We start from the raw sequence: 19,266 nt of genomic DNA on the forward strand, positions 1-19,266 counted from the left end.
CTGGAGGGTTGCGGGGTGGTTCAGGTGGCGGTCTTGGCCGTGCGGGCGTGGAGCTTCTGGCGGCCGGTGGGGGTTGTGCCGCCGCGGATGCCGTGGCGGTCACCGGTGTTCCGTCCGCCTTCTTCGGCGAGGGCTTCGGTAAGGCACCGTTCCCGGACCGGGCACTTGGCACAGACGGCGAGCGCTTCGCGGCGGCCAGCGTGGGTCTTGAGGAAGAACAGCTCGGGGTCCTCGTCGCGGCACTGGCCGAACATTCGCCAGTTGGTGCCCGCGCCCGGGAGGGGAGTCGGCATCCCGGGCGCGGGGGTCGGTGCGGTCACGGGCCGACGTCGTACGACTGGTTGGCGGCGGTGACCTCGTCGAGGCGTTCGGCGAGCTGCACTGCGTGGGCCGCCGCGCGCTGCCGGTGGCCTCGTTCCCGCGCGGCCTCGGCGCGGGCCTGCTCCAGCTGGTGGCGGAGGCCGGCGGTGGCGACGTCGACGGCGGCCTGTGCACTGCGGCGGGTGATGAGCGGGAACTTCACGACGCCACCGCCTCGTCCTGGCCGGTGATCTCGGCGAGGGTGACGCGTTCGACGGTGGTCGTCGGGGCGTCGTCGTGGAGTTCCTCGGCCGCGTACGGCATGGCGTGCAGGACGTCGGAGGCGATCAGGCGGCAGATCTCGCCGGTCGCGCGGGCGACGAGCATGGTCTGCGGCTGCTTCTTCCACTCCGGCTTCCCGGTGAGGCCGAGCTGTGCGGCCCGCTCGATCGTCCAGGTGACCTCCTGCCACTGGTCGCTGCCCTTACGGCGGCCGCGCATGTGGCAGTGCTCGGGGCTGGAGTCGAGGAGTTCAACCTCGTGGCCGTGGGACTGGACGAGTCCGCGCATGGCGTGGGCGCGGAGGGCAGGCGTGCCGCCGATGACGTCCATCGAGCGGAGCGTGGCCATCGGCGGGAGGCCAAGTTCCTGCCCGGCGAGGATCGCGGCCGTGATGTCCTCCGGCTTCCCGCGGAGGGACGCGGGGACGAACGAGGTACGGGCGAGGGACTCGGCGACGAGCGCGGCCTGCCGGGCCTCGTTGGCCCAGAGCAGCAGCGCGGACGTGGTCGGGGGCGCGGGGTCCGGGACGGCCGGCGGGGTGGTGGTGTCGGGGACGGCGAGCTCGGTCACAGGTACTCCTCGGTGTCGCGGGCTTCGGCCCACGGGGGAAGGGACAGGGGGATGACGTCGTCGGCGTACGGCGGCCAGATGCCGGTGGCCGTGCACTCGGCGAAGACCTCCAGCGCGCGGCGGTTCTTCGCGGCGGCGATCTGCATGGCGACGGCCGTGGGCTGGAACACGGTCACGACGTACGGCGGGGTCTTCTCCTGGCAGACGAAGACCATGACGACGTCGTCGTCGCCGAGGCCGAGCGCGCGGGCACCGGCCTCGTACCAGTCGGCCTGCTGGTGATAGCCCCAGGTGGCCATCGCCTTCTCCAAGTCGACGGGGTCGGCGCTGGCGCAGGTCTTGTAGTCGGGGATGATCAGCCGCCCCGGGCCGCGGTCGGGCAGCCAGTCGAAGCGGACCCGCCGGATCACGCCGGTGGGCTCGTCGGCCCAGAAGCCGGAGACCTCCGGGCGCCCGCTGCCGTTGGCAAAGAGTGCGGCGGCGGCGGGTTCGCGGCGGATCGCGGCGGCCATCTCCTGGACCTGGTCGAACTCGTGCTGCTTGAGCGGGACGGCGCCAGCGTCGCGGGCGGCGGCGACCTCGGCCTTGGCGGCCTTGGTGTCCCAGCGCGGTGCGTCGATGACGACGAGGTCGGGGCCGTCGCCGAGGACCTCGCGGTGGGCGGCGTGCCCGATGTCGAACGTCTTCTTCGGCGGCTGGGGGTGGTCCTGCTCGTACCTGAACACGGCGGGGCAGGCGTCGAGGATCTTCCGGGCGCCGCTGGAGGAGAGGGATCGGCGGTCGCCGTGGTACGCCTCGGCCGTGAGGTCGGGGTACAGGCCGGGCCCGATCGGCTCGGCGGCCGGGGCCGGGGCCCCGGCGCTCGAGGTGGTGCTCATCAGAGGGTGGCTCCGGTCGGGGTGTAGGTGCGGCGGCCGCCGGTGTCGGTGGCGGCGAGGTGGCCGGCGCGGGTCAGCGACCGGAGCGACCGGCGGGCCGAGTTGCGGTGGTGGGAGTAGGGGGAGGCGGCGAGGATCTCCTCGGCGCGGTGGGTGGTGACGGGGCCGGGCTCGTCCTGGATCGCGGCCAGGAGGTAGCCGGTGCGGGTGTCGGTCACTGCTGTCCCCAAGCGTTGAAGGTGTACGTGCGCTGGTTCTCCGGGCCCCGCTGGGTGAGAAGGCCCTGTGCGGTCAGCTCGGCGAGGTCACGGCGGGCGGTACGCCGCCAGTCCCCGGAGCCGAAGCGCGCCTGGTACAGGTGCTGGGCGCGGCGCGTGGTCCACTCGCCCTGCCACTCGGTGGCGGCCGTGCGGAGCAACGCCAGGCGCTCAGCGTCGTCGGACCTCACGCGGTGCTGCCGTCCTGCTCGGCCTTGAGACGGGCGATCTCCGCGCGCGCCTCGGCCAGTTCGTCGGTGGCCGTGCGCTCCCGGTCCGCGCGGGCGGCGATCTCGTCCCGCCAGCGGGTGACCTCGGAGGCGATGCGGTCTGCGATCTGCACCTGCTCGTCGAGCGTGAGACGGCCCTGCATCTGCAGGCTGATGGATCCGTAGGCCGTGCCGTCCGGCTCGATGTACAGCACCGGGCCTACGGCGGCGGAGCTGCGGACGGACGTCTTCGGGTTCAGGAACCATGTTGCGCTGAAGCTCACGAGGGCCTCCGGGTCTGGGCGGGGAGCAGCAGGGGGAGCGCGCGGCGGGTGTCGCGCTGCGAGGGGTGGCGGAGCGGCGCGCAGAGGCGGCAGCGGCGGGGGTCGTGGGTCATCCGAGCCGCCCCACCAGGAGCACGTGAGTGCTGCGGATCTCGTTGATCACGCGGTCCATCTCGTCGCGGAGCCGGAGCAGCTCGTCGAGGGGCACCGACACGTCGGCCGGGTCCATCTCGGCGGCGCACTCCACGGCCAGCACGCGGCGGTGGATCTCGTCCTCGTCCGTCGGGTCCGCCGCGACGACGGCCAGGTTGTCGAGGGTTGCGAGCACGTTCTCCCGCGACTCCTCGTCCGCCCAGTCGGCGACGAGGGACAGGAGCGTGGTCTGCCGCAGGATCGCGGCCGACAGTCGGCCCACCAGGGCACCCGGCGCGAGGCGTACGGCGATCGGGGCCATCGTCATCGGTCGCCACCCGCCTGCGTGCGCGGGGCGAGGGCCTCGAGCGCGTGGTCCAGCGGGTCGACGAGGTGCCGCTGCTCGGCCAACTCGCCGGCCGTCGCCGCGCGCTGGCTGGCGAGGAGCGCGCGCAGCTGCTGCACCTGCGGCGTGACGTCCTCGGTCGGCGGGGTGAGCGGCTGGGGCATCGGCTTGATGCCGTGCTCTGCCAGCTCGGCGAGCGTCGCCATGACGTGCTCGGGGCAGGGGGTCACGCCCTCGATGGCGTACAAGCCTCGGCCGGAGCGGGTCACGCCGGAGCGCTGCCACACGGTGCCGTCGTTCGTGGTGACGACCAACGGGTCCTGCGTCTGGGGGATATGGTTCTGCATCACGGTTCCTCTTCTCTGTGCAGTGAGGTGCCGAGGGGCTTCCTGGACCTGGCCGTCCGGGCGGCCCCGTTTCGTTGGTCAGGCGGCGCGGCGGCGGCGCTTCGCCTGCGCCGGGATGCGGTGCATGGCCGCGATCTCCGCCCGGTCCTGCGGGCTGAACATCAGCCGGCGGCCCATGCGGTGGGCGGGGAAGCCCATGTGGTTCACGCCGTCGCGGAGACGGCGGGCACCAATGCCGAGACGGCGGGCCGTCTCCATGACGTCGGTGAAGTCCTCGATGGTGGGTACGGCGGTCAGCGTCGCCATGGGGTCACCTCGGTGGGTGTCGGTCCTCGCTCACGGCAAGGAGCTGAGTGGTGTCGGGCGGCAGGCCGAGCGCTTCGCGGAGGGCCTCGTACTTCGGCGGGCGCATGTTGCGGCGTACGCCTGTTTCCAGCCGCGAGAGATAGCTGGGGGTGATGCCTGTGCGACGGGCGAGGTCGGCGATCGGGACACCGCGTGACATGCGGATCTTCCTGATGGCCGCCCCGTCCACCTCGAAAGTGGGTCGGGGTGCCTGCATGAAGAGAACCTAACAGGAGTTGCTAGCAGCTTCTAGCAGTACCAGGCAGTAACTAGCAGAAGTTGCGAGGAGCCTGCCATTCCGTCTTAAGGAATCCTCAAGGGACTGTCACGGACTCGTAGAGGCTGAAAGCTGTTCCTGGCGGTACCTAGGAGTTCCTGGGAACATGAGGGCATGACCACCCCCAGCCACGCCGACAGGCTGAGACTCGCCAAGCTCGTGATCCATCGCCGCCGAGAACTCGGCTGGCACAAGGTGGACGCGGCTAAGGCGGCCGGCCTCACGCACACGACGTACATGCGCGTCGAGACCGCGCAGGCCGTTCGTGACGTCACCTACTCCGCCGTCGAGAAGGCCTTCACCTGGGCGCCCGGCGCATGCCACGCCATCCTCGATGGACTGGAAGAGGCGCCGTTGGCTGGCGACATCTCCGGCGGTGCCCGGTTCGCGCCGGCCGTCAACATCGACGAGGCGGCCAGGAAGAGTGTCCGGGATGTCGTCATCGCGGTGACCCCGGATATGCCAGCCGGGAAGATGGCCGAGCTGGAGAAGGGCATCGTGGAGATGCTCCGTCAACGCGGCGTGATTCCGCCTGAGGGTGAAGATTCAACCCCCTAGCTGTACAACCTTCCTGCTGTAACGACATCGTTACGGAGCGTTCGATTCTGTCTTCTGACATATGCCTTTCGGTCGAACGTTCAACGTGTGATGCTCGCAACCACTGGGGTTCCACCGCACCGAAGGGAGGCCCATGCACGAGTTCATCGCGTACGACCCTGTGCCGGGGTTCATCGGCATGGCTGGCAAGGTCGGCGAGAAGATCGTGTGCGTAGCGACGTCCAAAGTCCGTACCGACCCGGTCATCAGGCGGCAGGCGCGGGAGTTGATCAGTCGTCAAGGAGGTGACTGCGACGCGTGCGAGCAGAGTTGCCCGCTCCGCCGTGCCGCGTAAGCAGTCCATGAGTAGGTGATCGGCAGTCAGGGGTGCCTGTCGGCCACCGTCCGCACCGGGAGGGCGGCACTGTGGCGTACGCGGAGAAGCGCGGCAAGACCTGGCGGGTCCGGTACCAACTGCCAGATGGCAAGTACGACTCGGCGAGCGGCTTCGAGACGAAGCAAGACGCCCTCGACCACGGCCGGGCGCAGGAGACCGACGTCCAGCGGAAGGTCTTCGTCAACCCCAAGGACGGCCGCCAGACCCTCGGGTCCTGGGCGGACGAATGGATCAAGGTGATGGACGTCGCTGAGACCAGCGACCGCACCTACCACAGCCGACTCAACGCGGTGATCCTCCCCAAGTGGAAGGACACCCCCCTCGGAGACATCACGGCCACTGCCTACAAGGCCTGGCGCAACAAGCTCTCCGACGAGTTCAGCAAGAACTACGTGGACGCCATCGACGGCATGCTGCGCATGCTGCTCGACGACGCCGTCGAAGAGCGGCTCATCCCGTTCAACCCCATGCCCGCCAAGTCGAAGCGCCGCCGCGGCCGGCACGCGCCCGTGGACACCGAGGACACCTACGTCTGGCCCACCCCCAAGCAGGCCCTGCTCATCGCCGAGAACGCCCGAGCCCTTCGCGGCGACCAGTGGTACGTGATGATCCTGACCATGGCCTACACCGGCATGCGAATGGGTGAGGTCGCCGGTCTCCGCCGCGACCAGCTCCGCCTGCTCGGCGTGGAGTACGGCCGGCACCTCCGCGTGCAGTGGCAGGGGCAGTGGCTGTCGGCCCACGCCCGGCACGAGGTGGTGAAGGGCGAGACCTGCGAGTCGATCGCCGAGCTGCGGCTCGCTGACCCCGCCCGAGCGGGAGAGATCGCCGAGCTGAACGAGATCGAGCCGGACGCCCGCCTCCGGGTCAAGCGGAAACTGCTCCTGCCCAAGGGGTTCACCCTGGTCCCGCCGAAGTACAGCTCCTACCGGACCCTGATCCTCCCGCCGTTCCTCGCCGACCTCCTGGCCGAGCAGGTGGCCACGAAGGCGCACGACACGCTGGTCTTCCCCTCGCAGCGCGGGCGCCCCCTTCGCGTCGACGACCAGTTCTACGGCCGCTTCTGGCACCCGCTGCTCAACGGCCAGGACGAGGAGCCGAAGCGCCGCGGGCGCCCCGCCCAGAAGGCCCTGCCGGCCGTTGCTGGGGTCGAGGACATGGTCCCCCATGGCACCCGGCACGGACACAAGGTATGGCTCGACGGCCAAGGGCACCCGCGGGTCGCGGTCGAGGAGCGGATGGGCCACAAGCTGAAGGGCGTCGAGGGCACGTACTCGCACACGTCCGGAGAGATGGAGCTCGCCATCGCGAAGGGGCTCCAGAAGCTGTGGGAGGCGTCGCAGGGCGCCGAGGAGACGGTCGGCGAGGACTGGGCGCACCGCCGGTCTGGGTGACCCTCTCCCACCTCGTCTCCCAACCCTCTCCCATTTGATCTTGAAAATGGCAACGGCCCGACCCGGGGTGACCGGGCGGGCCGTTCCATTTGCCCTCTGACCTGCTATCGAGCGGAGGGCGGGAGAGGCCTGGATCAGGCCTTCTTCGTCTCCCAGAAGATGCGGTCGATCTCGGCGATGAGCTCCAGCGCCTTCTCGCCCGTCTTCGGGTCGGTCGACGCCTTGGCGGCCGAGAGGGCCTTCAGGGTGTCGTTGATGAGCGTGTGGAGCTCGGGGTACTTCTCGAAGTGCGGGGGCTTGAAGTAGTCGCTCCAGAGCACCGAGACGTGGTGCTTCGCGAGCTCCGCGCGCTGCTCCTTGATGACCGTGGCGCGGGCACGGAAGTGCGCGTCCTCGTTCGCCAGGTACTTCTCCTGGACAGCCTTGACCGACTCGGCCTCGATGCGGGCCTGGGCCGGGTCGTACACGCCGCACGGGAGGTCGCAGTGGGCGCTGACCTTCACCTTGGGGGCAAACAGGCGGGAGAGCATTGAGCCGTCCTTCCTCGTGATCGTCTTCTCAGGTGGGACATTACTCGGTGAGAAGGGCGTTTTCGCGGGCGCCCCCTGGGGCTTAGGTCAAAAGTCCAGGGTCATCATGGGACTCGTGTACGAGTGGACGAGTCGTGTCGCGGGACGGGTGCTCGGACGGCGGGAGTGGCGATGAGGGAAACGGGGCCGGAGCGGACGGGTGAGGCCGGTGGGCCGCCGTTCGGGGTCGCCGAGGTCACGGGGGTGTCGATGGTGCCCACGCTGCTCCACGGCGACCAGCTGCTCGTGCACTACGGCGGCCGACTGCGGCCCGGTGCCGTCGTCGTGCTGCGGCATCCGCTCCAGCAGGATCTGCTCATCGTGAAGCGGCTGATCGAGCGACGCGACGGCGGCTGGTGGGTGCTGGGCGACAACCCGGCCGCCGAGGGGGACAGCCGGGTCTTCGGCGCCGTACCGCCCGAGCTGGTCCTCGGGCGGGTGCGGGCGCGGTACCGGCCGGTGACGCCGGGGCGTCAGCGCTCGGCCGGGGTGGTGCTCTCCTGGCTGTTCTCGTCGGTCAGGCCCGTCCGGTCCGACCGCTCGGCCTCCAGGCGCTTGCGGGCCCGGTAGGCGGCCACGTTGGCCCGGGTCGCGCAGCGGTCCGAGCAGTAGCGGCGGGAGCGGTTGGTGGAGGTGTCGAGGTAGGCGTTGCGGCAGGGCGGCGCCTGGCACAGGCCGAGCCGGTCCGCGCCGAACTCCGTGAGGTGGAAGGCGAGGCCCATCGCCGCGATCGCCGCGTACCCCGCGGTCGCGTTCGAGGGGTGGTCGGCGAGGTGCATGTGCCAGCGGGGCCGGCCCTCCTCGTCCAGGTAGTCGTGGCCCGAGATCTGCGGGCTGACGGGGAACTCCAGGAGCAGGGAGTTCAGGAGGTCCACCGCCCCCGTGTAGTCGCCCTCGTCGGCCGCGGTGAAGACCGCCCGCAGCCGGGCGCGTACCGAGCGGAAGCGGGTCACGTCGGAGTCGGTGGCCCGCCGGGCCATCTGGGTGGCCGGGCCGAAGAGCTCGCGGATCACCTCGACGGAGGTCAGGGAGTCCTTGCTGCGGGCCGGCTCCTCGGTGTTGACCAGACGCACGGCGTAATCCGAGTAATAGGCCAGTTCCACTTGTAGTCCTTACTCCGGCGGGCTAGTGTCTCGGTCGGGAAGGGGTAACGGCTGTTGCCCCTACGAGGGTATTACGTAGGCGGGGAGGAACGGCGATGACCGGAACCGACTGGGCGGGCTGGCAGCAGAGCTGGGACCGTCAGCAGGAGTGGTACATGCCGGACCGTGAGGAGCGGTTCCGCGTGATGCTCGACATGGTCGAGGCCCTGGTGGGACCGAAGCCCCGGGTCCTCGACCTCGCGTGCGGTACGGGAAGTATCACGGATCGGCTCCTCCGGAGGTTCCCGGAGGCGACCAGCACCGGTGTCGACCTCGACCCCGCGCTGCTCGCCATCGCCGAGGGGTACTTCGACGGCGACGAGCGCGTCACCTTCGTGACCGCCGACCTCAAGGACCCCGCGTGGGCCGCGCGGCTGCCCCACGACTCGTACGACGCCGTCCTCACCGCCACCGCGCTCCACTGGCTCCACAGCGAGCCCCTGACCGCCCTCTACGGGCAGGTCGCCGGTCTCGTCCGCGACGGCGGCGTCTTCATGAACGCCGACCACATGATCGACCCGGCCACCCCCCGCATCAACGCCGCCGAGCGCGCCCGGCGGCACGCCCGGATGGACGGCGAGAAGGCCGCCGGAGTCCTCGACTGGGCCGAGTGGTGGGCCCTCGCCGCCAAGGACCCCGTCCTCGCCGAGCCCACCGCCCGCCGCTTCGAGATCTACGGCGAGCACGCCGACGGCGACACGCCCTCCGCCGGCTGGCACGCCGACACCCTGCGCGCCGCCGGCTTCGGCGAGGCCCGGGCCGTCTGGGCCTCGCCCTCCGACACCCTGCTCCTCGCCGTGAAGTAGCGAGCAGGCCGGGCGGCCGGCCCGGGCGGTTCGCCCGGACGGGGGACGGGGAAGGGGCGGTACGGGTTTCCGTACCGCCCCTCACCGGTCTCCGCGCCCTACAGCACCTTGGACAGGAACGCCTTCGTCCGGTCGTGCTGCGGGTTGCCCAGGACGTCCCGCGGGTTGCCCGACTCGACCACCACGCCGCCGTCCATGAACACGAGGCTGTCGCCGACCTCGCGGGCGAAGCCCATCTCGTGCGTGACGACGATCATCGTCATGCCCGACTCGGCCAGGTCCCGCATGACGTCCAGGACGTCACCCACGAGCTCCGGGTCGAGCGCCGAGGTCGGCTCGTCGAAGAGCATCAGCTTCGGCTCCATCGCCAGCGCGCGGGCGATGGCGACGCGCTGCTGCTGGCCGCCGGAGAGCTGCGACGGGTAGTTCCCCATCTTGTCCCGCAGGCCGACGCGGTCGAGCAGGCGCTCGGCCCGCTCGCGCGCCACGGCCTTGGAGTCGCCCTTGACCTGGATCGGGGCCTCCATGACGTTGGCCAGGGCCGTCATGTGCGGGAAGAGGTTGAAGCGCTGGAAGACCATGCCGATGTCACGGCGCTGGACCGCGACCTCGCTGTCCTTCAGCTCGTACAGCTTGCCGTTCTTCTCCTTGTAGCCGACCAGCTCGCCGTCGACCGACAGCCGGCCGCCGTCGATCCGCTCCAGGTGGTTGATGCACCGGAGGAACGTCGACTTTCCGGAGCCGGAGGGGCCGACGAGGCAGAAGACCTCGCCGTTCTGCACTTCGAGGTCGATGCCGCGGAGGATGTGGGCGGCGCCGTACGACTTGTGGACGCCCTCCGCCTTGACCATGGGCTGACCGGTCATGCCGATCCCTCCGGGGAGCGCTTGAACGTGGTGAGGTTCGTCTTGACCCGCTGCCAGGGGGTGGGCGGCAGGCTGCGGAGCGAACCGCGGGCGAAGCGACGCTCCAGGTAGTACTGGCCGACGCTGAACACGCTGGTCAGCGCCAGGTACCAGATGGAGGCGACGAAGAGCATCTCCATCACGGCACCGGCCGTGCTGCCGATGTTCGAGGAGGCCCGGAGGAGTTCGGTGTACTGCACCGCCGAGACCAGGGACGAGGTCTTCAGCATGTTGATGAACTCGTTGCCCGTCGGCGGCACGATCACCCGCATCGCCTGCGGGAGCACGACACGGCCCATCGTCTTCGTCTGGGACATGCCCAGCGCGTGCGCCGCCTCGGTCTGGCCCTCGTCGACCGACTGGATGCCGGCGCGGACGATCTCCGCCATGTAGGCGCCCTCGTTCAGACCGAGGCCGAGCAGGGCCACCATGAACGGCGTCATGACGTCCACGGTCTCGTTCTTGTAGATCGGCCCGAGGTCGATGTACTGGAAGATCAGCGAGAGGTTGAACCACACCAGCAGCTGGACGTAGACCGGGGTACCGCGGAAGAACCAGATGTAGAGCCAGGCGACTGCGCCCGTCACCGGGTTCTTCGAGAGCCGCATCACGGCGAACACGATGCCGAGGACGAGGCCGAGCGCCATGGAGGCGACGCTGATGATGATCGTGTTCCACAGACCGCTGATGATGGACGGGTCGAACACCTTGTCCCACACCGTGTCCCAGATGATGTTGCCCTGGGAGAAGGCGTAGACGAGCCATCCGAGCAGAGCGACGACCACGACGGCGCTGATCCAGCGCCCGTAGTGCCGCACGGGGATGGCCTTGATCGCCTCGTACGGGGTGCCCGAGGCGCCGGGCCCGGCCGGAGCGGCGGCCGGGTCCTTGCTGATCTTGTCAGTCACGACGACTGCCCTTCAGTGGAGCGGGGAGGTCACTTGCCGGCGTTGACGGTGGCCGACTTGACGGCGCTGTCCTCGACGTCCCACTTCTTCAGGGCATCGGCGTAGGTGCCGTCCTTGATGATCGCGTCGAGCGCTTCCTTGACGGCGTCGCGGAGCTGCGTGTTGTCCTTCGAGACGCCGATGCCGAAGAGGCCGACGTCGCTCTGGCTGCCGACGACCTCGAAGTCGTTGCCGCCGCCCGAGGTCTTCGCGATGTACGCGGCCACCGGGTAGTCGTTGAGGTCGGCCACGGCGCCGCCGGCCTTGACGCGGGTCTGGGCCTCGGCGTCGGTGTCGAAGGCCTGGATCGTCAGCTTCTTGTCGCCGCACTTCGCGGCCTGGGCCTTGAAGGTGTCCTCGTAGATCGTGCCGCGCTGGACGGCCACGGTCTTGCCGCAGAGGTCGTCGAGGGAGTTGACGCCCTGCGGGTTGCCCTTCTTGACCAGGAGGGAGACGCCGGAGCTGAAGTAGTCGACGAAGTCGATGCCCTTGCCGATCTTCTTCCCGTTGTCGTCCAGGCCCTCCTGGCGCTTCTTGTTGTCCGTCATCGAGGACATGATCAGGTCCTGGCGACCGGTGTAGATCGAGGTGATCAGGCCGTCGAACGTGCCCGAGGTGAACTCGAACTCGACACCGAGCTGCTTGCTCAGGGCCTGGGCGATGTCAGGGTCGACGCCGACGATCTTGCCGCCCTCGGTGAACTCCATCGGGGCGTACGAGGCGTCCGTACCGACCTTGATCTTGCCGGCCTTCTGGATGTCGGCCGGGAGCTTGGAGAAGAGCGGGGCGGAGTTGACGGACTCGGCGCCCTTCGTCGGGGTCGCGGTGGAGCCACCCTCGGTCTGGTCGCCACAGGCGGTCAGCAGCATCGAGCCGGCGACCGCGACAGCGGCGACCGCGGCAAGACGGGACGTGCGGGTCTTGGCAGCGGTCGTACAGCGCGTGGAGCGTGCGGTCATGGTCGGGTTCCTCCGGCGTGTGAGGGAGTTGCCAGTAGGTCACGTACGCGTCTTCGAGTGTCGCGACCTCGTGTGATTACGGCATCTTGCCATTCGGACTGCCTCAAACCGACGGCCACGGATGTCAAAATCGGGTAACGGGTGACCCCCGAATCCCGACAGGCCGGTACATCAAGGCCGGACCTTCTTCGGAAAGCCTTCCCCGCCACCGGAAAATCTCCGGTTGATCTCGCCATTCGGACGAGCCGAAAGCGGCCATTCGGGTGCCGTAGGCATCTATAGGGACATCGGGTGACGTGTCGTTCTCCGTCCGTGTCCGGATGCTCTCGGTATGAGTCGCGTCACCGAGAGGTTATGGACTCGTCTGCGGTGCCGTCCGTCCGGTAAGAAGGATCCTTACACCCCTCATCCGGGGCTCAGGGCGCGTTGTGCGGCGCGCCCGAGCGGCTGCCAGACAAGGCGGCCGCGGTGCCTCCCCACCCCTCCTCAACCAGGAGCGGCCACCCTCAAATGAAGCAGACTTAAGGGGTCAACCCAATGGCAGCGGAGATCGTCAATCCTCGCAATGACAGCGGTACGGAAGGAGCTCCCGAGGAGCTCTTCGACCCTGTCTTCGCCCTCCACCGGGGCGGCAAGATGGCTGTGCAGGCCACCGTGCCCCTCCGGGACAAGGACGACCTGTCCCTCGCGTACACGCCCGGCGTCGCCAAGGTGTGCACCGCGATTGCCGAGCAGCCCGAGCTGGTCAACGACTACACCTGGAAGTCCCAGGTCGTGGCCGTCGTGACCGACGGTACGGCGGTGCTCGGCCTCGGCGACATCGGCCCGGAGGCCTCCCTCCCGGTCATGGAGGGGAAGGCCATCCTCTTCAAGCAGTTCGGCGGCGTGGACGCGGTCCCGATCGCCCTCGCCACCACCGACACCGACGAGATCGTCGAGACGGTCGTCCGGCTCGCCCCGTCCTTCGGCGGAGTGAACCTGGAGGACATCTCGGCGCCGCGGTGCTTCGAGATCGAGCGCAAGCTCCAGGAGCGCCTCGACATCCCGGTCTTCCACGACGACCAGCACGGCACCGCGATCGTCACCCTCGCCGCCCTGCGCAACGCGGCGAAGCTGACCGACCGGACCCTCGGCGACCTGCGCGCCGTCATCTCCGGCGCCGGTGCGGCCGGTGTGGCCATCGCCAAGTTCCTGCTGGAGGCCGGCCTCGGTGACGTCGCCGTCGCCGACCGCAAGGGCATCGTGAGCCGCGACCGCGAGGACCTCACGGACGTCAAGCGCGAGCTCGCCGAGCTCACCAACAAGGCGGGCCTGACCGGCTCCCTGGAGACCGCCCTCGCCGGCGCGGACGTCTTCATCGGCGTCTCCGGCGGTACGGTCCCCGAGGCGGCCGTCGCCTCCATGGCGCCGAACGCCTTCGTGTTCGCCATGGCCAACCCGAACCCCGAGGTCCACCCCGACGTCGCGCACAAGTACGCGGCCGTCGTGGCGACCGGGCGTTCGGACTACCCGAACCAGATCAACAACGTCCTCGCGTTCCCCGGCATCTTCGCCGGCGCGCTCCAGGTCCGGGCCTCCCGGATCACCGAGGGCATGAAGATCGCCGCGGCCAACGCGATCGCCGACGTCGTCGGTGACCAGCTGGCCGCCGACTGCGTGATCCCGTCGCCGTTCGACGAGCGGGTCGCCCCCGCCGTCGCGGCCGCGGTGGCCGCCGCCGCCCGTGCGGAGGGCGTCGCGCGCCGCTGAGCTCGTACCTGAGCCCCCGACAGGGCCCCGTTCCGGACCACCGGGACGGGGCCCTGTCGCGTGCGTGACTGCCGGGGCCTTCTGGGGAGGGGGCGCGGGGGCCTGGTCCGCCGTGCGGGCGTGGAGGAGCGGGACGGGCCGGCGCGAGCGGCGGCCGTCCGGGTCCCGCGCCGGGCGGAGGCATGTGTCACACGGGTGCGTGGTTCCGCCACGCACCCGTCGGACCCTAGGGTCGGGGCCATGTTCGCTGCCTACGCCGCCCGAATCGACCGCGACCAGCCCCTGAACGGGCTCGAATTGGGCGAACGCCCCGAGCCCGAGGTCCGGCCCGGCTGGACCACCGTCACCGTCAAGGCCGCCTCGCTCAACCACCACGACCTGTGGTCGCTGCGCGGGGTCGGGCTGCCCGAGGAGAAGCTGCCGATGATCCTCGGCTGCGATGCCGCCGGCATCGACGAGGACGGCAACGAGGTCGTCCTGCACTCCGTGATCGGCCAGTCCGGCCACGGCGTCGGGCCCGACGAGCCCCGCTCCATCCTCACCGAGCGGTACCAGGGCACCTTCGCCGAGCGCGTGACCGTGCCCCGCTGGAACGTGCTGCCCAAGCCGAAGGAGCTCTCCTTCGAGGAGGCCGCCTGCCTGCCCACCGCCTGGCTCACCGCGTACCGCATGCTCTTCACCAACGCCGGGGTACGGCCCGGGGACTCGGTGCTCGTGCAGGGTGCGGGCGGCGGTGTCGCGACCGCCGCGATCGCCCTCGGCAAGGCGGCCGGCCTGCGGGTCTTCGCCACCAGCCGTGACGAGGCCAAGCGCAAGCGCGCCGTCGAGCTCGGTGCCGTCGAGGCGTACGAGCCGGGGGCGCGGCTGCCGCAGCGCGTGGACGCGGTCATCGAGACCGTCGGCGCCGCCACCTGGTCGCACTCGGTCAAGTCGCTGCGGCCGGGCGGCACCCTCGTCATCTCGGGCGCCACGAGCGGGGACCGGCCGGCGCACGCCGAGCTGACCCGGATCTTCTTCCTGGAGCTGAAGGTCGTCGGCTCCACGATGGGCTCCAAGGACGAGCTGGAGGACCTGCTGTCCTTCTGCGCGGCGACGGGCCTCCGGCCGGTCGTCGACGAGGTCCTGCCGCTGGACCGGGCCCGTGAGGGCTTCGAGAAGATGGCCTCCGGCGAACTCTTCGGAAAGATCGTACTGACGACCTCTTGATGACTCGTCAGTAATCCTGATGGGATCTCCGGCACGAGAAACGTGAACATCACTCACCTTGTCGTGTCGGAGGTCCACCTTGTTGCGAACCACCCTCGCGGCGACCGTCGTCGTCGCCGCGCTGCTCGCCCCGACGGCCGCCCACGCGGACCCCGCAGGCCCGGCGGGTCCGGAGACCTCGGCGGCTCCGGAGACCCCGGCGGGTCCGGGGGGTACGGGCATCCCCGCCCTCATCGACGACCGCGGCCGCGTCCTCACCCTGCGCGGCTGGAACGTCGGGGACAAGGCGCACAGCGGTGACGCCGCCCTCTCCGCCATCACCGAGAAGCACTTCCGCGACATGCGGGCCAAGGGCTTCAACTTCGCCCGGGTCCTCGTCTTCTGGGACGACCTGGAGCCCAGCCCCGGCCGCTACAGCCAGGCCTACCTCCGCAAGATCGAGCGGGTCCTGGACTGGGCCGCGCGCCATGACGTCAAGGTCGTCCTCGACGCCCACCAGGACGTCTTCGGGCCCGCCTTCGACCACCGCGGCATCCCCGCCTGGGCGACCAGGACCGACGGCCTGCCCTTCACCCCGCACCCCGAGGACTGGTTCTCCGAGTACTTCGAGCCCGCCGTGCAGCGGGCCTTCACCCACCTGTACGAGGACGAGGACCTCCAGCGCGCCCAGGCCCGCATGTGGCGGGTGCTCGCCGACCGCTTCGAGGACCACCCGGCCGTCCTCGGCTACGACCTGATCAACGAGCCGATGGGCGAGCTGCGGGAGGGCGAGGACCTGGCGACGGCCGCCCGCCGCATCGAACGGGACCAGATCACCCCGATGTACAACCGGATCGCGGACGCGATCCGCTCGGTCGACGACGACAACTGGCTCTTCGTCGAGCCGACCCCGATCGTGGGCGAAGGGGTGCCCACGGGGCTCGGCCGGATCGACGACCCGAAGGTCGTCTACGCCCCGCACTTCTACAACGGCGGCATGGAGGCGGGCGGGGACTACGACCCGGACGCCCGCTGGATCGAGAACTACGAACAGGCCGTCACCCTGTACCCGAAGGAGTACAAGGTGCCGCTCCTGGTGGGCGAGTGGGGGCCGCTCAACAACTCCCGGCCGAACATGAACCGCTTCTACCGGGAGGCCATGGCTTCGCTCGGCCGCTACAGCTCCGGCTGGGCCGGCTGGGAGTGGTGCTACGGCGGCGGCTACTGCGCGGTGGACGGTACGGGCGCCTTCCGCACCAACAAGGAGCTGACCGCCGAGCCGTACGCGGAGGCGGTCGCGGGCACCGTCCGCGCCTCGGCCTACGACGCGGCGGCGGGGGTCTACCGCCTGTCGTACGACGCCGCGGGCCGGCGCGGCTCCCGCGTCACCGAACTCTCGCTCCCGCCGGGCGACTGGCGGGTGCGGGCCGGGGGCGCGGCGCTCGTGCTCCGCAAGGACCGAGGGAGGGCCTGGGTCCTCGCGGCCCCGGGTGCCCGGGTGACGGTCACCGTCACCCGGGGCTGACCCGGTCCGCTCAGCCCTCCCTCCGGGGGTTCAGCACGTCCGTGATCCGGACCGCCGCCGTCGACAGATGGCGGCGGGCCTCGGCGAGCTGGTCCCCGGTCACCCCGTGGTCCCGGGCCGCGTCACGGATCTCGTCCCGGAAGCGGTCGAGCAGCCGGTCGAGATCGCGGCCCGGATCGCCCGAACCGTCCGCGTCACGCGCCCACTCCGGCGCCCGTGCGGCCTCGTCGGCGGCATCGGCCCAGCCGGTCTCCCCGGCCTCGCCGGCGGCTCTGCCGGCTCCGGCCGCCCGGGCCGCCGCCTTCGGGTGGGTCGTGCCCGCCACCAGCCCGCCGAGCTGCGCCGTGATGTCCGAGATCCCCTCCCAGACGCCCTTGGGCCAGTCGCCCCGCGAGAACCGGTCCTGGACCTCCTCCTGGACCTGCTGGGCGATGCGCTGGAACTCCTTCGCCTGGTGGCGCGCCGACTGGGCCTCCGCCTTGGCCTGGCGGGCCTGCTCCTTCCACTCCAGCTTCGCCCGGCGCAGCTCCTCCTTGGCGTCGGCGAAGGACGAGGCCTCCGCCTTCCGCGTCTGCCCCGCCGCCGCGCGCATCTCGCTGCGCACCCGGCCGGCCGCGCCGCGCACGTCGTCGCGGATCTCCGCCGCCAGCTCCGAGACGGAGTCGCGGATCTCCCGCTCCAGGTCGGTCAGTTCGGCCCCGCGGCCGGCCAGCTCGGCCCGGCCCGCTTCGGTGATCGAGTACACCTTCCGGCCGCCCTCGCTGGCATGGGTGACGAGGCCCTCGGCCTCCAGCTTGGCGAGCCGCGGGTAGACCGTGCCGGCGGAGGGGGCGTAGAGCCCCTGGAAGCGCTCCTCCAGCAGCCGGATCACCTCGTAGCCGTGGCGGGGGGCCTCGTCCAGCAGCTTGAGCAGGTAGAGGCGGAGGCGGCCATGGGCGAAGACGGGCGACATGTCAGAGCACCTTTCCGGTCGCGGAGGGAGCGGCGGGGGAGTCGGAGGAGTCGGGGGAGTCGGGGGAGGCCGCGGGGGTCGTGTCCTGGGCGGCCCCGATGTCCTGGGCGGACCCGGTGTCCTCGGCGGCTCCGGTGTCCTGGGCGTCCGCGAGGTCCCCGGTGTCCGCCGGGTCCTCGGGCGTCTCGGGGCGGCGGAGCAGGGCGATGGAGCCGGAGACGGTGGTCGCCTTGAGCGTGCCCCGACCGGAACCCAGGGTGCCGGTGATGGACTTGGTGCCCCACTGGCCCGACACCCTCAGGTCCTCGAAGGCGTTCGACACGGAGCCGCTCGTCGTGCTCGCCTCCACCCGGGCGTCGGCCGGGTGCGGCAGCCTGATGGCGACCTCGCCGGAGACGCTGGTGAGGCGGATGTCCGCGGGCGGGCCGTCGAGCTCGGCCGGGTCGATGTCGATGATCATGTCACCGCTGACGGTCTCGGCCTTCACGGAGCCGCCTGCACCCTCGATCACCGTGACGGCGCCCGTCATCGAGGTGATCCGCAGCGAGCCGGTGACCGACTGGGCCTCCAGGCTGCCGGAGACGCTCTCGGCGCGGACCGGGCCGGAGAGCCCCACGAGGGTCGTGTCGCCCGTGACGCCGCGCACCTCCGTACGCCCTCTGATGCCGGAGACGACCGCCTCGGCGTCGACCGCGCCGACCTCGACGTCGACGCCCGCGGGGACCGCGACGGAGACGACGGCCCGGCGCTTGTGGCCCTTGCGGTCGAACCACTTGAGGAGGTTCTTCCAGTGCAGGTCCTCGTAGGTCACGGTCAGGGTGGAGCCGTCCTGCGTGACGATCAGCGGCGGGCCCTGGATCTCGGAGATCTCGACGCGCGCGGACTCCTCGTCCGTCCCCACCACGTTCACCGTGCCGTTGACGATGCGGACCTGCAGGCGCGTCACGGGGTCGGCCGGGGTAAGTTTCGTCGGCTCGGTGACGGACCACTCTGTCATGGTGCTGACCTCCCGTTTCGGCAACGCAACATATCGCGACTCTCGATAGACACGATATATCGCGGTCAGGGGAAGTCAACCCTGACTCTCCCCTGATGCGACAGGGGCAATCACCGTCATACATGGACAAATTGGCTAGCGTGGGGGCATGAACGCGACACCCGGATCGAGCCCTTCAGGGGCGCTGCTGCTCTGCCGTGCCGACCCCGCGGCGGTCAGGCCACCGGCCCAGCTCCTCCGGGAGCACCTGCTCCTCGCCCCCGCGGGCGTCGACTGGAGCGTGCTCGTACCGGAGGGGAAGCCCTGGCTGCACGGCGGGGAGTCCGTCGAACACGTCGTCACCGGCTGGGCCACCGCCCTCGCCGTCTCCGCCTCGACCTGGCCCGTCCTCGCCCTCTGGTGGGACCGCGACCGGGCCGGGATCACGCTCGCCGCCGGCTTCCGCCGCACCGTCGGCTACACCTGGCTCGCGGACGGCACGCCCGTCGGCGAGGACGAGGCCATGCGGACCTTCGCCGCCCGGCTCGCCCTCGACCCCGTCCTGGACGTGCAGGCCCTGGAGCCGCTCACCCAGCCGGACACGGACGCCGACGCGCGCAGCAGGCTCGTCGGGATCGTCGCGGTCCTGGCCCGCGCGGGTCTCACCCTGCCGACCGGCCTCGTCCCCGGCGACAGCGCCGACCGGCTGCGCTCCGTCGCCCTGGCGCAGGGCGCCGAGCAGCTCGAATGGCTCGGCTGGCGCGATGCCGTACGAGCCGAGCTGGACGTGATGGAGGAAGGGCCCCTGGGCCCGTACCTGCGAGACCTGCGCGGGCCCAGGGCGCGGGTTCTGGGCGGGGTACAGCTCGCGGCGGGCGTGCCGCTGCTGGTCTGGGGCATCGGCCGGCGCAGCGGCGGCTGGGCGGCGGCCGGGGCGCTGCTCGTCGCGCACGGCGCGCTGGGGCTGGCCTACGACCGCCTCAGGGACCGCTGACG

General features: G+C 70.7%; 27 protein-coding genes. 9 read left to right on the top strand and 18 right to left on the bottom strand.

The annotated features are described in order from the left end of the window. Positions 1 to 20 precede the first annotated feature (20 nt). The 11 genes from ACF08F_RS29935 to ACF08F_RS29985 all read right to left on the bottom strand — a co-directional run bounded on the left by ACF08F_RS29935 (position 21) and on the right by ACF08F_RS29985 (position 4,167). Complete coding sequence (locus ACF08F_RS29935) at positions 21 to 320, bottom strand: WhiB family transcriptional regulator (RefSeq protein WP_392301641.1); 300 nt, start codon at positions 318 to 320, stop codon at positions 21 to 23. Beyond that, entirely contained in the window at positions 317 to 523 is a 207-nt protein-coding gene (locus tag ACF08F_RS29940) for a hypothetical protein (protein ID WP_392301642.1), read from the bottom strand. Before ACF08F_RS29940 ends, ACF08F_RS29935 begins: the two co-directional genes overlap by 4 nt. Continuing rightward, on the bottom strand, positions 520 to 1,152 hold the full coding sequence (locus ACF08F_RS29945; RefSeq protein ID WP_392301643.1) for a hypothetical protein: 633 nt from the start codon (positions 1,150 to 1,152) through the stop codon (positions 520 to 522). The genes ACF08F_RS29940 and ACF08F_RS29945 overlap by 4 nt, the downstream gene beginning before the upstream one ends. After that, on the bottom strand, positions 1,149 to 2,030 hold the full coding sequence (locus ACF08F_RS29950; protein WP_392301644.1) for a PD-(D/E)XK nuclease-like domain-containing protein: 882 nt from the start codon (positions 2,028 to 2,030) through the stop codon (positions 1,149 to 1,151). The genes ACF08F_RS29945 and ACF08F_RS29950 overlap by 4 nt, the downstream gene beginning before the upstream one ends. After that, complete coding sequence (locus ACF08F_RS29955) at positions 2,030 to 2,260, bottom strand: hypothetical protein (RefSeq protein ID WP_392301645.1); 231 nt, start codon at positions 2,258 to 2,260, stop codon at positions 2,030 to 2,032. The genes ACF08F_RS29950 and ACF08F_RS29955 overlap by 1 nt, the downstream gene beginning before the upstream one ends. Then, complete coding sequence (locus tag ACF08F_RS29960) at positions 2,245 to 2,478, bottom strand: hypothetical protein (protein WP_392301646.1); 234 nt, start codon at positions 2,476 to 2,478, stop codon at positions 2,245 to 2,247. Before ACF08F_RS29960 ends, ACF08F_RS29955 begins: the two co-directional genes overlap by 16 nt. Beyond that, positions 2,475 to 2,780 (bottom strand): hypothetical protein, encoded by a 306-nt coding sequence (locus ACF08F_RS29965; protein WP_392301647.1) that lies wholly within the window; start codon positions 2,778 to 2,780, stop codon positions 2,475 to 2,477. The genes ACF08F_RS29960 and ACF08F_RS29965 overlap by 4 nt, the downstream gene beginning before the upstream one ends. A gap of 109 nt (positions 2,781 to 2,889) precedes the next feature. Next, on the bottom strand, positions 2,890 to 3,240 hold the full coding sequence (locus tag ACF08F_RS29970) for a hypothetical protein (protein ID WP_392301648.1): 351 nt from the start codon (positions 3,238 to 3,240) through the stop codon (positions 2,890 to 2,892). Continuing rightward, the gene (locus ACF08F_RS29975; protein WP_392301649.1) at positions 3,237 to 3,605 is read right to left on the bottom strand and encodes a hypothetical protein; all 369 of its coding nucleotides are present in this window, start codon (positions 3,603 to 3,605) and stop codon (positions 3,237 to 3,239) included. The genes ACF08F_RS29970 and ACF08F_RS29975 overlap by 4 nt, the downstream gene beginning before the upstream one ends. Before the next feature lie 78 nt (positions 3,606 to 3,683). Continuing rightward, positions 3,684 to 3,911, bottom strand: a complete 228-nt coding sequence (locus ACF08F_RS29980; protein WP_392301650.1) for a hypothetical protein — start codon at positions 3,909 to 3,911, stop codon at positions 3,684 to 3,686. 4 nt (positions 3,912 to 3,915) lie between these two features. Continuing rightward, the gene (locus ACF08F_RS29985; RefSeq protein WP_392301651.1) at positions 3,916 to 4,167 is read right to left on the bottom strand and encodes a helix-turn-helix domain-containing protein; all 252 of its coding nucleotides are present in this window, start codon (positions 4,165 to 4,167) and stop codon (positions 3,916 to 3,918) included. A 174-nt stretch (positions 4,168 to 4,341) separates the two neighbouring features. Between ACF08F_RS29985 and ACF08F_RS29990 the strand changes: the two genes are divergently transcribed. The 3 genes from ACF08F_RS29990 (at position 4,342) to ACF08F_RS30000 (ending at position 6,555) form a co-directional block, all read left to right on the top strand. Then, positions 4,342 to 4,785, top strand: a complete 444-nt coding sequence (locus ACF08F_RS29990) for a hypothetical protein (RefSeq protein ID WP_392301652.1) — start codon at positions 4,342 to 4,344, stop codon at positions 4,783 to 4,785. A gap of 133 nt (positions 4,786 to 4,918) precedes the next feature. Then, positions 4,919 to 5,119 carry a hypothetical protein gene (locus tag ACF08F_RS29995; protein WP_392301653.1) on the top strand — a complete coding sequence of 67 codons (201 nt, stop codon included), beginning with the start codon at positions 4,919 to 4,921 and terminating at the stop codon, positions 5,117 to 5,119. Between the two features lie 71 nt (positions 5,120 to 5,190). Next, on the top strand, positions 5,191 to 6,555 hold the full coding sequence (locus ACF08F_RS30000; protein WP_392301654.1) for a hypothetical protein: 1,365 nt from the start codon (positions 5,191 to 5,193) through the stop codon (positions 6,553 to 6,555). A gap of 134 nt (positions 6,556 to 6,689) precedes the next feature. Here the strand turns inward: ACF08F_RS30000 and sodN are convergent, their stop codons facing one another. After that, positions 6,690 to 7,085: a superoxide dismutase, Ni gene (gene sodN, locus ACF08F_RS30005; protein WP_189509412.1), complete on the bottom strand. Its 396-nt coding sequence runs from the start codon at positions 7,083 to 7,085 to the stop codon at positions 6,690 to 6,692. A 171-nt stretch (positions 7,086 to 7,256) separates the two neighbouring features. Here sodN and sodX point away from each other — a divergent pair, with 171 nt between their 5' ends. Then, positions 7,257 to 7,694: a nickel-type superoxide dismutase maturation protease gene (sodX, locus tag ACF08F_RS30010; protein ID WP_392301655.1), complete on the top strand. Its 438-nt coding sequence runs from the start codon at positions 7,257 to 7,259 to the stop codon at positions 7,692 to 7,694. On the opposite strand, the gene ACF08F_RS30015 is transcribed toward sodX, so the two are convergent. Continuing rightward, positions 7,598 to 8,227 carry a CGNR zinc finger domain-containing protein gene (locus ACF08F_RS30015; protein WP_392301656.1) on the bottom strand — a complete coding sequence of 210 codons (630 nt, stop codon included), beginning with the start codon at positions 8,225 to 8,227 and terminating at the stop codon, positions 7,598 to 7,600. The genes sodX and ACF08F_RS30015 overlap by 97 nt on opposite strands. Before the next feature lie 95 nt (positions 8,228 to 8,322). Between ACF08F_RS30015 and ACF08F_RS30020 the strand changes: the two genes are divergently transcribed. Continuing rightward, complete coding sequence (locus ACF08F_RS30020; RefSeq protein ID WP_392301657.1) at positions 8,323 to 9,072, top strand: class I SAM-dependent methyltransferase; 750 nt, start codon at positions 8,323 to 8,325, stop codon at positions 9,070 to 9,072. Between the two features lie 98 nt (positions 9,073 to 9,170). Here ACF08F_RS30020 and ACF08F_RS30025 read toward each other — a convergent pair whose 3' ends face one another. From ACF08F_RS30025 to ACF08F_RS30035, 3 genes are read right to left on the bottom strand one after another with little or no spacing between them, the layout of a single operon-like run. Next, the gene (locus ACF08F_RS30025; RefSeq protein ID WP_392301658.1) at positions 9,171 to 9,938 is read right to left on the bottom strand and encodes an amino acid ABC transporter ATP-binding protein; all 768 of its coding nucleotides are present in this window, start codon (positions 9,936 to 9,938) and stop codon (positions 9,171 to 9,173) included. Then, a complete protein-coding gene (locus ACF08F_RS30030; RefSeq protein WP_392301659.1) occupies positions 9,935 to 10,885 on the bottom strand; it encodes an amino acid ABC transporter permease in 951 nt (316 codons plus the stop codon). Before ACF08F_RS30030 ends, ACF08F_RS30025 begins: the two co-directional genes overlap by 4 nt. Positions 10,886 to 10,914: 29 nt before the next feature. Continuing rightward, positions 10,915 to 11,883: an ABC transporter substrate-binding protein gene (locus tag ACF08F_RS30035; RefSeq protein WP_392301660.1), complete on the bottom strand. Its 969-nt coding sequence runs from the start codon at positions 11,881 to 11,883 to the stop codon at positions 10,915 to 10,917. Positions 11,884 to 12,420: 537 nt separating this feature from the next. On the opposite strand from ACF08F_RS30035, the gene ACF08F_RS30040 reads away from it, so the two are divergent. From ACF08F_RS30040 to ACF08F_RS30050, 3 genes are all read left to right on the top strand, one after another. After that, entirely contained in the window at positions 12,421 to 13,632 is a 1,212-nt protein-coding gene (locus ACF08F_RS30040) for an NADP-dependent malic enzyme (protein WP_392301661.1), read from the top strand. A 240-nt stretch (positions 13,633 to 13,872) separates the two neighbouring features. Then, positions 13,873 to 14,838, top strand: coding sequence for a zinc-binding dehydrogenase (locus tag ACF08F_RS30045; protein ID WP_392301662.1), 966 nt, complete (start codon positions 13,873 to 13,875; stop codon positions 14,836 to 14,838). Positions 14,839 to 14,920: 82 nt separating this feature from the next. Then, positions 14,921 to 16,342 (top strand): cellulase family glycosylhydrolase, encoded by a 1,422-nt coding sequence (locus ACF08F_RS30050; protein WP_392301688.1) that lies wholly within the window; start codon positions 14,921 to 14,923, stop codon positions 16,340 to 16,342. Between the two features lie 10 nt (positions 16,343 to 16,352). Here ACF08F_RS30050 and ACF08F_RS30055 read toward each other — a convergent pair whose 3' ends face one another. Together ACF08F_RS30055 and ACF08F_RS30060 are read right to left on the bottom strand one after the other, a co-directional pair. Then, positions 16,353 to 17,294, bottom strand: coding sequence for a helix-turn-helix transcriptional regulator (locus ACF08F_RS30055; RefSeq protein WP_392301663.1), 942 nt, complete (start codon positions 17,292 to 17,294; stop codon positions 16,353 to 16,355). Position 17,295: 1 nt separating this feature from the next. Then, a complete protein-coding gene (locus ACF08F_RS30060) occupies positions 17,296 to 18,291 on the bottom strand; it encodes a DUF4097 domain-containing protein (protein ID WP_392301664.1) in 996 nt (331 codons plus the stop codon). A 148-nt stretch (positions 18,292 to 18,439) separates the two neighbouring features. Between ACF08F_RS30060 and ACF08F_RS30065 the strand changes: the two genes are divergently transcribed. Next, positions 18,440 to 19,264, top strand: coding sequence for a hypothetical protein (locus tag ACF08F_RS30065; RefSeq protein ID WP_392301665.1), 825 nt, complete (start codon positions 18,440 to 18,442; stop codon positions 19,262 to 19,264). Positions 19,265 to 19,266 lie beyond the last annotated feature (2 nt).

Source organism: Streptomyces sp. NPDC015130, from assembly GCF_043080005.1.
Lineage (GTDB): Bacteria > Actinomycetota > Actinomycetes > Streptomycetales > Streptomycetaceae > Streptomyces.

Coding starts and splice junctions, on each gene's coding strand:
- ACF08F_RS29950 (WP_392301644.1), bottom strand. CDS start 2,030: ATGAGCACCACCTCGAGCGCCGGGGCCCCGGCCCCGGCCGCCGAGCCG.
- ACF08F_RS29970 (WP_392301648.1), bottom strand. CDS start 3,240: ATGACGATGGCCCCGATCGCCGTACGCCTCGCGCCGGGTGCCCTGGTG.
- ACF08F_RS29975 (WP_392301649.1), bottom strand. CDS start 3,605: ATGCAGAACCATATCCCCCAGACGCAGGACCCGTTGGTCGTCACCACG.
- ACF08F_RS29980 (WP_392301650.1), bottom strand. CDS start 3,911: ATGGCGACGCTGACCGCCGTACCCACCATCGAGGACTTCACCGACGTC.
- ACF08F_RS29985 (WP_392301651.1), bottom strand. CDS start 4,167: ATGCAGGCACCCCGACCCACTTTCGAGGTGGACGGGGCGGCCATCAGG.
- ACF08F_RS29990 (WP_392301652.1), top strand. CDS start 4,342: ATGACCACCCCCAGCCACGCCGACAGGCTGAGACTCGCCAAGCTCGTG.
- ACF08F_RS29995 (WP_392301653.1), top strand. CDS start 4,919: ATGCACGAGTTCATCGCGTACGACCCTGTGCCGGGGTTCATCGGCATG.
- sodN (WP_189509412.1), bottom strand. CDS start 7,085: ATGCTCTCCCGCCTGTTTGCCCCCAAGGTGAAGGTCAGCGCCCACTGC.
- sodX (WP_392301655.1), top strand. CDS start 7,257: ATGAGGGAAACGGGGCCGGAGCGGACGGGTGAGGCCGGTGGGCCGCCG.
- ACF08F_RS30020 (WP_392301657.1), top strand. CDS start 8,323: ATGACCGGAACCGACTGGGCGGGCTGGCAGCAGAGCTGGGACCGTCAG.
- ACF08F_RS30025 (WP_392301658.1), bottom strand. CDS start 9,938: ATGACCGGTCAGCCCATGGTCAAGGCGGAGGGCGTCCACAAGTCGTAC.
- ACF08F_RS30035 (WP_392301660.1), bottom strand. CDS start 11,883: ATGACCGCACGCTCCACGCGCTGTACGACCGCTGCCAAGACCCGCACG.
- ACF08F_RS30040 (WP_392301661.1), top strand. CDS start 12,421: ATGGCAGCGGAGATCGTCAATCCTCGCAATGACAGCGGTACGGAAGGA.
- ACF08F_RS30045 (WP_392301662.1), top strand. CDS start 13,873: ATGTTCGCTGCCTACGCCGCCCGAATCGACCGCGACCAGCCCCTGAAC.
- ACF08F_RS30055 (WP_392301663.1), bottom strand. CDS start 17,294: ATGTCGCCCGTCTTCGCCCATGGCCGCCTCCGCCTCTACCTGCTCAAG.
- ACF08F_RS30060 (WP_392301664.1), bottom strand. CDS start 18,291: ATGACAGAGTGGTCCGTCACCGAGCCGACGAAACTTACCCCGGCCGAC.
- ACF08F_RS30065 (WP_392301665.1), top strand. CDS start 18,440: ATGAACGCGACACCCGGATCGAGCCCTTCAGGGGCGCTGCTGCTCTGC.